This is a genomic window from Methylobacterium sp. Gmos3, from assembly GCF_056430985.1.
Genome location: NZ_JBWJYL010000009.1, coordinates 79233 through 91226, shown reverse-complemented (window position 1 = coordinate 91226; position 11994 = coordinate 79233). Strand labels below are relative to the sequence as shown.

Annotated in this window: 9 protein-coding genes and 1 pseudogene; 5 read left to right on the top strand and 5 right to left on the bottom strand. The window is 67.8% G+C overall.

Going from position 1 to position 11994, the window contains the following annotated elements:
- Window positions 1–239 precede the first annotated feature (239 nt).
- The 3 genes from ACS5Q7_RS19425 to polA are packed head-to-tail and all read left to right on the top strand — an operon-like array spanning window position 240 to window position 4061.
- The gene (locus ACS5Q7_RS19425; RefSeq protein ID WP_478340909.1) at window positions 240–536 is read left to right on the top strand and encodes a nucleotidyltransferase family protein; all 297 of its coding nucleotides are present in this window, start codon (window positions 240–242) and stop codon (window positions 534–536) included.
- Window positions 526–870 (top strand): HepT-like ribonuclease domain-containing protein, encoded by a 345-nt coding sequence (locus ACS5Q7_RS19420; RefSeq protein WP_463847694.1) that lies wholly within the window; start codon window positions 526–528, stop codon window positions 868–870. Before ACS5Q7_RS19425 ends, ACS5Q7_RS19420 begins: the two co-directional genes overlap by 11 nt.
- A 59-nt stretch (window positions 871–929) precedes the next feature.
- Window positions 930–4061: a DNA polymerase I gene (gene polA / locus ACS5Q7_RS19415; protein WP_478340908.1), complete on the top strand. Its 3132-nt coding sequence runs from the start codon at window positions 930–932 to the stop codon at window positions 4059–4061.
- A 163-nt stretch (window positions 4062–4224) separates the two neighbouring features.
- On the opposite strand, the pseudogene ACS5Q7_RS19410 reads toward polA, so the two are convergent.
- Window positions 4225–4512, bottom strand: a pseudogene (locus ACS5Q7_RS19410) (GIY-YIG nuclease family protein).
- Between the two features lie 301 nt (window positions 4513–4813).
- Between ACS5Q7_RS19410 and ACS5Q7_RS19405 the strand changes: the two are divergent.
- Window positions 4814–5788 (top strand): NADPH:quinone oxidoreductase family protein, encoded by a 975-nt coding sequence (locus tag ACS5Q7_RS19405; protein ID WP_478340907.1) that lies wholly within the window; start codon window positions 4814–4816, stop codon window positions 5786–5788.
- 7 nt (window positions 5789–5795) lie between these two features.
- Here the strand turns inward: ACS5Q7_RS19405 and ACS5Q7_RS19400 are convergent, their stop codons facing one another.
- Together ACS5Q7_RS19400 and ACS5Q7_RS19395 are read right to left on the bottom strand one after the other, a co-directional pair.
- The gene (locus tag ACS5Q7_RS19400; protein WP_478340906.1) at window positions 5796–6809 is read right to left on the bottom strand and encodes an adenosine kinase; all 1014 of its coding nucleotides are present in this window, start codon (window positions 6807–6809) and stop codon (window positions 5796–5798) included.
- A gap of 74 nt (window positions 6810–6883) precedes the next feature.
- Window positions 6884–8275, bottom strand: a complete 1392-nt coding sequence (locus ACS5Q7_RS19395) for an MFS transporter (protein ID WP_478340905.1) — start codon at window positions 8273–8275, stop codon at window positions 6884–6886.
- A 228-nt stretch (window positions 8276–8503) separates the two neighbouring features.
- On the opposite strand from ACS5Q7_RS19395, the gene ACS5Q7_RS19390 reads away from it, so the two are divergent.
- On the top strand, window positions 8504–8821 hold the full coding sequence (locus tag ACS5Q7_RS19390) for a helix-turn-helix domain-containing transcriptional regulator (RefSeq protein ID WP_478340904.1): 318 nt from the start codon (window positions 8504–8506) through the stop codon (window positions 8819–8821).
- Window positions 8822–9004: 183 nt separating this feature from the next.
- Here ACS5Q7_RS19390 and ACS5Q7_RS19385 read toward each other — a convergent pair whose 3' ends face one another.
- Both ACS5Q7_RS19385 and ACS5Q7_RS19380 read right to left on the bottom strand, forming a co-directional pair.
- Window positions 9005–9934, bottom strand: a complete 930-nt coding sequence (locus ACS5Q7_RS19385; RefSeq protein WP_478340903.1) for a glutaminase — start codon at window positions 9932–9934, stop codon at window positions 9005–9007.
- Between the two features lie 94 nt (window positions 9935–10028).
- On the bottom strand, window positions 10029–11798 hold the full coding sequence (locus ACS5Q7_RS19380) for an ABC transporter ATP-binding protein (protein WP_478340902.1): 1770 nt from the start codon (window positions 11796–11798) through the stop codon (window positions 10029–10031).
- Window positions 11799–11994: the final 196 nt, after the last annotated feature.

Genomic DNA, 11994 nt, shown 5'->3' with positions numbered 1-11994 from the left:
TGAGGATGGGGTGGAGCAGGGCGGCACGCTTCGGTGCGGCCTGCTCCACCTGCCCGTCTTTGCGAGCGCAGCGAAGCAATCCAGGGCAGCGGCACGTTTCAGGACGATGCGGTTCCCTGGATTGCTTCGCTTTGCTCGCAATGACGGTGTTTGCGATCGCGCGGAAAGCCGCACGGAAGTGCCCCATCGCCGTTTCTTTGGTAAGCTTCGTCCAGCCTCAACGCCGACGATCCAGGCCGATGAACCGCGACGCCGCCCTCGCCATCCTGCGCGCTCATCGAGAAGAGCTGCACCGTCGCGGTGTGAGCCATGCATCCCTTTTCGGCTCGATCGCTCGCGACCAAGCAACACCTGAGAGCGACCTCGATATCATGATCGATATCGACACATCGGTCGTTCAAGATGTCTACGATTACGCGGGTGTGATCGGCTTCATCAGCGATCTATTTTCGATCAAGGTCGATGTCGCGAACCGGGCGATGCTGAAGCCGTACGTGAGGCCCTCGGCCGAACGGGACGCGATCCATGCTTTCTGAGCGGGGGCGAGACGCGCTTCTCGGTATCCTGGACAATGCGGAAGCCGCGCTTGAATTCACGGCCGGCATCGATGCAGATGCGTTCGCCCACGATCGCATGAGGCTCTACGCCGTGACGCGCTGCCTGGAGATCATCTCGGAGGCGAGCCGTCGTGTCGATGACGGGACCCGGACCCGCCATCCCCACATCCCCTGGCGGCAGATCGCGGATGCCGGCAACGTCTACCGGCACGCCTACAAGAACGTCACCGCCGAGATGGTCTGGCGCGTCGCGCGCCATAGAATGTCAGATCTGATCGTCGTGTGTAAGGTCGAGTTGAGCCATCCCGACTGAACGTAGCGTTCGTCATTGAACTTGCCCCCCTCGGCATCCTCGGACATTCGGCACACAGCGTGACTTCAAAAACGACCGCCTCCACCCCCAAGCCCGTCGGCCCCGGCGATCAGGTGATCCTGGTCGATGGCTCGTCCTTCATTTTCCGGGCCTATTTTCAGTCGATCAATCAGGACCAGAAGTACAATTCCCGCCCCTCGGACGGATTGCCGACCGGGGCGGTGCGGTTGTTCTGCACCAAGATCGCCCAATTCCTGCAGGACGGCGCGGCCGGCACCATGCCGACACATCTCGGCATCGTCTTCGACAAGTCCGAGGGCTCGTTCCGCAAGGAGATGTTCCCGGACTACAAGGGCCACCGCCCCGACGCGCCGGACGACCTCAAGCGCCAGATGCCGCTGATGCGCGATGCGGTGCGGGCCTTCGGCCTGCATGCCGTCGAACTGGAGCGCTACGAGGCCGACGACCTCATCGCCACCTACGCGCGGCAGGCCGAGGCGCGGGGGGCGGGCGTCATCATCGTCTCTTCCGACAAGGACCTGATGCAGCTCGTCGGGCCGCTGGTGCGGTTCTACGATTTCGAATCGGGGTCCAAGGGCAAGCCGGGCTACCGGCCCGAGCGCAACCTCGATGTCGAGGCCATCATCGCCAAGTGGGAGGGCCTGAGCCCGAACCAGATCGGCGACGCGCTGGCGCTGATCGGCGACACCTCGGACAACGTGCCGGGCGTGCCCGGCATCGGCCTGAAGACCGCGGCCGCCCTCATCAAGGAATTCGGCTCCCTGGAGGCGCTGCTGGAGCGCGCGGGCGAGATCAAGCAGCCGAAGCGCCGGGAGACCCTGCTCGCCAACATCGATCAGGCCCGCCTCTCGCGCAAACTCGTGGCGCTGATGGAGGACGTGCCGGTCCCGGTGGCGCTCGACGACCTGACCGTGCCCAAACCCGATCCCGAGAAGCTCGTCGGCTTCCTCAAGGCGATGGAGTTCAACACCCTCACCCGGCGCATCGCGCAGATGCTGCACGTGGACCCGGAGAAGGTGAAGCCGGACCCTGCTCTCCTGCCCGGCGCCAAGGGCGCGGCGGGCGAGCCCGTGCCCTTCTTCGGCGACAGCGTGCCCCCGGATCCGGAAACCGCCGCCGCCGGCTCGGAGCGCCCGCCGGGCGACGCGCCCCCCGAGGGCGGCGAGGTCGATCCCTTCGCCGATCTCAACCTGCCGGACGCGGCGCCCAAGCCCCGTGGCCCCGTCGAGCCGACGCCGGGGGGCCTCGTGGCGGCGCGGGCGGGCGAATCGGTGAAGCCGTTCGACACCGCCGCTTATGAAACGGTGCTCACCCTCGAACATCTCGACGCCTGGATCGCCGAGGCCGAGGAGGCCGGCGTGGTGGCGGTCGACACCGAGACCGATGCGCTGGATTCCTTCCGCGCCGGGCTCGTTGGCGTCTCGCTGGCGGTGGCGCCGGGGCGGGCCTGCTACATCCCGCTGGCGCATGTGCAGGCGGTCTCCGCCCCCGCCGATGCCGGCGACCTGTTCGGCCAGGGCGCGGCGGCGACCGATCTGGTCGAGCCCCTGCCCGGCCAGATCCCCCTCGACGCGGCCCTCGCCCGGCTGAAGCCGCTGCTCGAGAATCCGGGCGTGCTCAAGGTCGGCCAGAACCTCAAATACGATTGGGTCGTGTTCTCACGCTACGGCATCGCAGTCGCGCCCTTGGACGACACGATGCTGATCTCCTACGTGCTCGACGCCGGCAAGGGGGGGCACGGCATGGACGAGCTCGCCCGCCGCCATCTTGGCCACCAGCCGATAACCTTCTCGGACGTCGCCGGCACCGGCCGGGCCAAGGTGACGTTCGACCGGGTCGCCCTCGACAAGGCCACCGCCTACGCCGCCGAGGACGCGGACGTCACCTTACGCCTGTGGCGGATGATGAAGCCGCGCCTCGTCGCCGAGCGGCGGGTCGCCGTCTACGAGACACTGGAACGCCCGCTCCTGCCGATCATCGCCCGGATGGAGATGGCCGGCATCCGCGTCGACCGCGACATGCTGAGCCGTCTCTCCGGCGATTTCTCGCAGATCCTCGTGCGCCTGGAAGAGGAGATCCAGGAGGATGCCGGCGAGAGGTTCTCGGTCGGCTCACCGAAACAGATCGGCGACATCCTGTTCGGCAAGATGGGCCTGCCTGGCGCCAAGAAGACGCCCTCCGGCCAATGGGCCACCCCCGCGACGCTCCTGGAGGAACTGGCCCAGGCCGGGCACGAATTGCCCAAGAAGATCCTCGAATGGCGCCAGCTCTCTAAGCTGAAATCGACCTATACCGACTCGCTCCAGACCCATGCCGACCGGGAGACGCAGCGGGTCCACACCTCGTTCTCGCTGGCCGCAACGACGACGGGCCGGCTCTCCTCCTCCGAGCCGAACCTGCAGAACATCCCCGTGCGCACGGAGGAGGGACGGCGCATCCGCCGGGCCTTCGTGGCGGCTCCGGGCATGAAGCTGATCTCGGCCGACTACTCGCAGATCGAGTTGCGGCTGCTCGCCCACATGGCCGACATCCCCGAACTACGCAAAGCCTTCGAGGACGGGATCGACATCCACGCCGCCACGGCCTCGGCGATGTTCGGTGTGCCCCTGAAAGAGATGACGCCGGATCTGCGCCGGCGGGCGAAGACGATCAACTTCGGCATCATCTACGGCATCTCGGCCTTCGGGCTGGCCGACCGGCTCGGCATCGGCCGGGAGGAGGCCTCGGCCTTCATCAAGCAGTATTTCGAGCAGTTCCCCGGCATCCGGGACTACATCGACACGACGAAGCGCAGTTGCCGCGACAAGGGCTACGTCACCACCCTGTTCGGGCGCGTATGCCACTACCCGCAGATCCGCTCCAACAACCCCAACGAGCGGGCAAGCGTCGAGCGGCAGGCGATCAACGCTCCGATCCAAGGCAGCGCCGCCGACATCATCCGCCGGGCGATGATCCGCATGGAAACGGCGCTGAAGGCCAAGCATCTCGGCGTGACGATGCTGCTGCAAGTGCACGACGAACTGGTCTTCGAGGCCCGCGAGGACGAGGTCGACACGGCGATCCCGATCATCGCCTCGGTGATGGAAGAGGCCCCAGCGCCCGCCCTGACGCTCAGGGTGCCGCTGGTGGTGGAGGCCAAGGCGGCGCTGAACTGGCAGGAGGCGCATTGAGGCGCGCCTGCCACTGCGTACGCCGCGCATTCCGGGCGGCGCCATGTTCGGAAGCGGCCCGCGTCCCTGGAGTGCTTCACTCCATTCGCAATGACGTTTCCCCCTCAAATCCGTCATTGCGAGCGCAGCGAAGCAATCCAGGGCGCCGCGCCATCGCCGGAGGTTACACCAGCCCGGGGTATAGGTCGGTCCAATCCGGGTTCATTGCCTCGATGAGCGCAAGCTTGCGCTTCCGCGACCCGGCCTTGATCTGCTTCTCACGCGCGATGGCCTCGGTCATCGCAGCGTGAGGCTCGTACCAGACGAGCGCCTTTCAGCCGTATCGCCGCGTGAAACCCGGCAGCAGGGCTTCGCGGTGCTCGTAGACCCGCCGGGCGAGATCGGAGGTCACGCCGACATAGAGCGTGCCGTTGCGTCGGCTCGCCATGATGTAGACGGTCGGCGCGCGCACGGCGGCCCTCTGGAGGGTTGCGAGTCGGGTCGCGGATCCCTGGATTGCTTCGCTTCGCTCGCAAAGACGAAAAGCGTTACCGTTCACAGCAAAACACCACCGACCGCAGCCGCACCGTCATTGCGAGCGCAGCGAAGCAATCCAGGGCAGCGCTACGTTCGAAAGCGGCCCGCATCCCTGGATTGCTTCGCTTCGCTCGCAATGACGATGGTGGACTGGGAGGGGGGTTGAAGCCGTCGGAAGATGCGCAACCTTCGCCTATCGTGGCGATGGGGCCGAATAAGAATACGGGAGCGAAACGATGCGAGCCCTCCTCTGCCAGAGCCTCGACGGCGCGGACAGTCTCGCCATCACCGAGCGGCATGAGCCCTCCCCCACCGCCGGGCAGGCGCTGGTGCGCGTCACGCTGGCCGCGCTGAACTTCTTCGACACGCTGATCGTCGCGGGGAAGTATCAGGTGAAGCCGCCCCTGCCCTTCTCGCCGGGGGGTGAGGGCGTCGGTGTCATCGAGGCGCTGGGCGAGGACGTCACCGGCCTCGCGGTCGGCCAGCGCGTCGTGATCCATGCCGGCTACGGCTGCTGCGCCGAGCGGATCGCCATCGATGCGAAAAAGCTCACCCCCGTGCCGGACGGCGTGCCCGACGAGCAGGCGGCCGGGCTCACCATCACCTACGGCACCACCCTCCACGCCCTCGCCAACCGGGCGAAGCTCCGGCAGGGCGAATGGCTCGCGGTGCTCGGCGCCTCGGGCGGGGTCGGGCTCGCGGCGGTGGAACTCGGGGCGCTTATGGGGGCGAAGGTCATCGCCTGCGCCTCATCGGAGGACAAGGTCGCCGCCGCCCGCGCCCATGGCGCCGCCGAGGGGCTGGTCTACTCGCCCGAGACTTTGAAGGACGACCTGCGCCGCATCACCGGCGGCGCCGGGGTGGATGTGGTCTACGACGCGGTGGGCGATGCCTTCGCCGAGCCGGCGCTCCGGGCGCTGGCATGGCGCGGGCGCTACCTCGTGATCGGCTTCGCGGCCGGCGCCATTCCGCGTTTGCCGCTCAACCTGATCCTGCTGAAGGAACTCGACGTGCAGGGCGTCCATTGGGGCGCCTTCACCGAGCGCGACCCGGCCGCTCACCGGGCCGATCAGGAACAGCTGCTCGCCTGGGTGGCCGAGGGCAAGCTCAGCGCCAAGGTCCATGGCGTCTACCCGCTGGACGAGTACCGCGAGGCGTTCGGGGTGCTCATCCGGCGGGAGGCCGTGGGGAAGGTGCTGCTGCGGGTGTAGGCAGGGCTCAGAGGAGCCCCTGCTCCCGCGCCAGCATCACCAGATCTGCCTGCGGCCGGGCGCCGATATGCTGGATGACCTCCGCCGCTGCCAGCGCACCGAGGCGGGCGCTGGTGGCGTGGTCGAGGCCGCGGGCATGGCCGGCGAGGAAGCCGGCGGCGAAGAGATCGCCCGCGCCGGTCGTGTCGATGACATGCGCCACCGGGCTCGCCGCCACCTCCTGGGCATGGCCGCCGTGGACGACCAGGGCGCCCTTCTCCGAGCGGGTGACGAGGCCGAGCATGTGCATGCCGCGCCCGTTGCGCTCGTCGCGCAACGCCGCCACGGCGGCTTGCTCGTCGTCGGTCTCGTAGAGGCTCTTCAGCTCGCCGAGATTGGCGAACAGGATGTCGATGCTGCCGTCGCGGATCAGCCCCAGGAACTCATCACGGTAGCGGCCGACGCAGAAGGCGTCGGACAGGGTCAGCGCCACGGCGTTGCCGGCGCGGTGGGCGATCTCCACGGCCTTGCGGAACGCCTCCTTGGCGGCCGGCGGATCCCACAGGTAGCCTTCGAGGTAGACGACGCGGGCGGCGGCGACCGTCTCCTTGTGGATGTCGTCCGGCCCGAGGCCCTGGCAGGCGCCGAGATAGGTGCTCATGGTGCGCTCGCCGTCCGGCGTCACCAGCACGAAGCAGCGGGCCGTGGCCGGGCCGTCCGTGGCGGCGGGCACGTCGAAGCCGACGCCCGTGGCCTTCAGATCGTGGCTGAACAGGTGACCGAGTTCGTCGTCCTTCACGCGGCCGATGAAGCCGGTCTTCGCGCCGAGCATCGCCGCGCCCACGGCGGTGTTGGCGCCCGAACCGCCGGAGACGACGGTCGCCGGGCCCATCGCCTGGAACAGGGCTTCCGCGCGGGGCTCGTCGATCAGCGTCATCGCCCCCCGGGCGATTCCCTCCTTTTCGAGGAAGGCATCGTCTGTGCGCGCGATGACGTCGACGATGGCGTTGCCGAGGACGAGGAGATCGAGGGAGGCGCTCATACGTGAATCCGTCTGCGACTGTTATCGGCGGCTGTGGCATTGGCCGTCCGACGGATCAAGGCTTTACGACGCCCTCACCCCGCGATCTCCTCCAGCGCCACATCCCGCGTGCGCGGCCCGAGGAGCGCGACGAGGCCGCCGGCGATGAGCATGGCGGCCGAGATGAACAGGAAGACGCCGGGCGAGCCCGCCTTCCGCAGGACGAAGGCGATGATGAAGCCGGTGAAGATCGCCGAGAACCGGCTCCACGAATAGACGAAGCCCACCGCCCGCGCCCGGATGCCGGTAGGGAACAGCTCCGCCTGATAGGCGTGGAAGCTGTAGGACATGACGTTCGAGGCGAGCGTCAGGCCGATGCCGAGGGCGACGATCAGCGACACGTCACGGGCCTGCGCGAAGGCGAGGCCGCAGGCGATGTAGACGAGCGCCGCTGCCACGATGACGTGCTTGCGCTCGAACCGGTCGGCGATCAGGAGCCCGATCAGCGGCCCGACCGGGGCGGCGAGCGCGATCAGCGCCGTGTAGGCGAGGCTCGACGTGACGGTGATGCCTTGCGCGATCAGCAGGGTCGGCACCCAGTTGGCGAAGCCGTAGAAGCCCACCGTCTGGAACACATTGAACCCCGCCATCATCAGCGTGCGTCGCCGGTAGGGCGCCACCCACATGTCGCGGAAGGCACCGCGCGGCGGGGCAGGCTGCGGCGCGCCCGGCGGCGGCAGCGGGCGGCCGTATTCGGCTTGAACGCGCGCCTCCAGCCGGGCCATCACCGCCTCGGCCTCGGCGAAGCGCCCGCGCTCCACGAGCCAGCGTGGGCTCTCGGGCAGGCCGGAGCGCATCCACCACACCAGCAGAGCCGCCGAGGCGCCGATGAGCGCGACCCAGCGCCAGCCGTCGAGGCCGAGGGGCGCGAGGGGGATCAGCAGGTAGGAGAGAAAGGCGACGACCGGCACGGCGCAGAAGCCGATGCCCTGGCACAGGGCGAAGGCCCGCCCCCGGATCGCCTTGGGCACCAGTTCGGAGAGGTAGCTGCCGATGGTGACCATCTCCAGCCCCAGCCCGATCCCGGCAATGAGCCGCCACAGGTTCAGGCCGAAGGCGTCGGTCTGGAGCGCCATCACGGCGTTGGCAGCCGTGTACGAGAGCAGCGACCATGTGAAGATCGCCCGGCGCCCGAACCGATCCGCGAGCCAGCCGCAGGCGATGGTGCCGATGAACAGGCCCGTGAACAGGGCAGCGACGAACCCCGCGACGCCGGTCGCCCCGAACAGGCCCGGCGTCGTCGGCGTGAGGATCCCGGCCTTCACGAGTCCCGGCGCGACGTAGCCGGTGAACAGCAGATCGTAGAGTTCGAAGAAGAAGCCGAGGCCGAGCAGCGCCACGATCCGCCAGATGCTCTTCGTGGCTGGCAGCCTGTCGAGCCGGGCGACGATCAGGCCCGGATCGGGGGAAGCCGCGCTGGTCGTCATGGATGGGGCTCGTTCGTGGGATCGCCGCGCCGCTTGCCCCGGAAAGGGCGGCTGCGCAAGAGTTTACCGTCCTTCGGCCCAACCGGCGGGGGAGCTTGAAAGTAGCGTATATGGTACTATTATAGATGGAGGTCCGCTAGTACGTGGCACCAAACGCCGGCAACAGGATGATATCGCCGAGGCTCATGCCCTGTGGGCCTCGTACAAGCGCCGCCGCAAGGAAGGATGATGGCTCTGACGCGCAGCTTCAAAGAAACGATCAAGGCCAGGGCCGACAGCGACCCCGCCTTCCGGGCCGCGTTGCTGACCGAGGCGGTGGACCTGATGCTCGCGGGCGAAGTCGAGACCGGCAAGGCGGTCCTGCGCGACTGCGTGAACGCCACGATCGGCTTCGAGCGACTGGCGCAGGAGACCGGCTCGTCCTCGAAGAGCCTGATGCGGATGCTCGGCCCCGCCGGCAATCCCACGGCTGGCAATCTGTTCGCGATCCTCCGCAGCGTCCAGAAGGCGGCCGGGGTGAACCTCGCGGTGACGGCGAACGTTTAGAGCTGTCAACGCCATCAGCTTCGGGACGGGGTTGAACCTTAGGGCTTGTGTCCACCGCCGTCTTTGCGAGCGGAGCGAAGCAATCCAGTCGGCACCGCCACATCCGGACGACTCGCGCCCTGGATTGCTTCGGCTCCGCCTCGCAATGACGGCGGTGGTTCGACAGGGGCGAGGCTGCCCCCCTCACACCCCGAACACCGACCAGCCCATGCGCTGGGTGAGCTGTTCCAGCGCGACGCGGCCGAGATGGGAATTGCCGGCGGCGTCGAGGCCGGGCGACCAGACCGCGATGGAGGCCTTGCCCGGGGCCACCGCGAGGATGCCTCCGCCCACCCCGCTCTTGCCCGGCAGGCCGACGCGGTAGGCGAATTCGCCCGAGCCGTCGTAGTGCCCGCAGGTCAGCATGATCGCGTTGATGCGGCGCGCCCGCTCCGGCGTCACGACATTGAAGCCGGTCGCCGGGTTCACGCCGTTATGGGCCAGGAACTGCCCCGCCGTGGCGAGCTGGCGGCAATTCATCGCGAGGGCGCAATGGTGGAAATACACGCCAAGCGTGTAATCGACCGGGTTCTCGATGACTCCGAACGATTTCATGTAATAGGCGAGCGCGCTGTTGCGGAACCCTGTCCGCCGCTCCGAGGCCGCGACCCTCTCATCGATGAAGACGCTCTGGTCCTGCGAGAGGAACTGCATGAAGCGCAGGATCTCGCCCAGGGCCTCGCGCGGCTCGTGGCCGGAGAGGATCACGTCCGTCACCGCGATGGCACCGGCATTGATGAAGGGGTTGCGCGGCACCCCGCGCTCCCGCTCCAATTGCACGATCGAATTGAACGGGTTGCCCGAGGGCTCCCGCCCGACGCGGCGCCACAGGCGATCACCGATCATCCCCAGGGCCAGCGTCAGGGTGAACACCTTCGAGATGCTCTGGATCGAGAAAAGCGCCTCGCTGTCGCCGCCGGCGCTGACGCGCCCATCGCCGTCGATCACCGCCATGCCGAACCGGTTCGGGTCCACATGGGCGAGTTCGGGGATGTAGTCGGCGACGGTGCCGCGATCCGCGCGCGCGGCCATCTCCTCCGCAATGTCACGGACGACGGTATCGAGATCGGGCATGGCCAGTCGTGGTTTCAAAAGGTCCGAGACCTTTTGCGGGTGCAGGGCGGCGCCCCGTAAAACCCCGGTCCTTTAAGCAAGGACCGGGCCCCCGTCACGCGGCGGCGAGCGCCGTGCCCATCGATTCCTTCTTCATCAACTCGCGGAAGAAGCCATCGAGATGCGTGAGCTTCTCGGGCGAGCCGTCCTGCGCGATGCGGCCGCCCTCCAGCACGACGATCCGGTCGAAATCCTGGAGCGTCGAGAGCCGGTGGGCGATGGCGATGACCGTGCGGCCCTTCATCAGGTTGCCGAGCGCATGGCGGATCGCCTGCTCGGATTCCGCATCGAGCGCCGAAGTGGCCTCGTCGAGGAGCAGGATCGGCGAGTTCTTCAGGATGGCGCGGGCGATGGCGATGCGCTGGCGCTGGCCGCCCGAGAGCTTCACGCCCCGGTCGCCGACGATCGTATCGAACCCCTCCGGCAGGGCCTTGATGAAGTCGGTGCAATGGGCCGCCTCGGCCGCCTGCCAAACCTCGTCGTCGGTGGCCTCGGGGCGGCCGTAGCGGATGTTCTCCCGGAGCGTCCGGTGGAACATCGAGACATCCTGCGGCACCACGGTGATGAACTCGCGCAGCGACTCGAGCGTCACCCGGTCGATGTCCTGGCCGTTGATGCGGATCGAGCCCGACTGCACGTCGTAGTAGCGCTGGAGCAGCGAGAACAGGGTCGACTTGCCCCCGCCCGACTTGCCCACGAGGCCGACCCGCTGGCCGGGCTCGATGGTCAGGTCGAAATCGGTGAAGACGCCGCGCCCGTCCGGGTAGTTGAACGCGACATGCTCGAACTCGATCTTGGCGCCCTGGCCGGCGAGCGGCCGCGCCTCGGGGTGATCCACGAGGTCGTGCGGCTGCAGCAGGGTGTGCAGGGCCTCGGCAAGGCGGGCCGTATGCTGCGTGGCGTCCACCAGCGCGACGGCGAGGTCGCGGGTCGCCGCGAGGATGCGGATGCCCAGCGTGCAGACGAGGACCACCTGCCCGTTCGTCGCCTGCCCGGACTCCCACAGCTTGATCGACCAGTAGAGCAGGCCGAGGATCGCCAGCACGGTGAGGATGGCGTGAACGATGCGCAGCTTCTCGAGGTAGAGGAGCGACGAGCGCCGGGCGCGCATCTCGGTGCCGATGGTGCCCTCAAACCGGGCGCCCTCACGCTTGAAGGCCGAGAAGGCGCGCACGAGGGACATGTTGCCGACGAGATCGACCATCTCGCCGTCGACGCTCGCGGCCTTGGCGGCAAAGTCGTGGTGCAGCGGCTTGCCGGCCGAGGCCATCTTGAACATCAGCACGACCACCGCCGCGAAGATGCCGGCGAGGATGCCCGCCATCGAGAGGCTGACCGAGGCGATGTAGGCGATGGAGCCGAAGGCGGCGACAGTCGGCGGCATCACGTTGAACACGAACATGTTCTCGACCGTGAAGATCGCGTTCGAGGTCGCGGTGATGCGGCTCGCCAGCGTGCCGGGCTGGCGGTCGGAGAAGAAAGTCGGCGAATGGCCGGTCATGTGCCGGAACAGGTCGCGGCGGATGTCGCCCGTCACCCCAACGAAGGTGAAGGCGCCGGTCAGCGCGGCCACGCGCCAGAGGGCGTTGTCGATGGCGATGAAGACGATGAGGACGGTCAGCGCGCTCCAGATGCCGGTGTTCTCCGGCCCCGGCCCCTTGGTGAGGGCATCGACCACGCCCTTCAGGGCGTAATCGGTCGAGACCGAGAAGCCGACCGCGCCGAGCACCGAGATGAGGATGACGAGGTGCGGTAGCCAGCGGCGGCGCAGGTACCGTCCGACGAAGGCGAAGGGCCGTTCGGCGTATCGGTGGAGTTCTTCCATCGTGGCGACCATCCCGTTCTCGCGTGACCGGCAGGCAGCAGCCGTGCGAGCATGCGGTTCTAAAGGCAAGTCCGTCCCGTAGCGCCAACGCAGGAGCGTTGCCATACGTTGCAGTGTGACTCTCCGGCTCGCGCGTTTTTAGCGCCCCAAGCTGAACATAGCTTGATCGTCTCGCTGAAGCGAAAGCGATGCCGCG

Bases quoted from the DNA above. Each gene is read 5' to 3' on its own strand.
- ACS5Q7_RS19385 (WP_478340903.1), bottom strand. From the start codon at position 9,934: ATGCCCGATCTCGATACCGTCGTCCGTGACATTGCGGAGGAGATGGCC.
- ACS5Q7_RS19420 (WP_463847694.1), top strand. From the start codon at position 526: ATGCTTTCTGAGCGGGGGCGAGACGCGCTTCTCGGTATCCTGGACAAT.
- ACS5Q7_RS19395 (WP_478340905.1), bottom strand. From the start codon at position 8,275: ATGACGACCAGCGCGGCTTCCCCCGATCCGGGCCTGATCGTCGCCCGG.
- ACS5Q7_RS19425 (WP_478340909.1), top strand. From the start codon at position 240: ATGAACCGCGACGCCGCCCTCGCCATCCTGCGCGCTCATCGAGAAGAG.
- ACS5Q7_RS19380 (WP_478340902.1), bottom strand. From the start codon at position 11,798: ATGGAAGAACTCCACCGATACGCCGAACGGCCCTTCGCCTTCGTCGGA.
- ACS5Q7_RS19400 (WP_478340906.1), bottom strand. From the start codon at position 6,809: ATGAGCGCCTCCCTCGATCTCCTCGTCCTCGGCAACGCCATCGTCGAC.
- ACS5Q7_RS19405 (WP_478340907.1), top strand. From the start codon at position 4,814: ATGCGAGCCCTCCTCTGCCAGAGCCTCGACGGCGCGGACAGTCTCGCC.
- ACS5Q7_RS19390 (WP_478340904.1), top strand. From the start codon at position 8,504: ATGGCTCTGACGCGCAGCTTCAAAGAAACGATCAAGGCCAGGGCCGAC.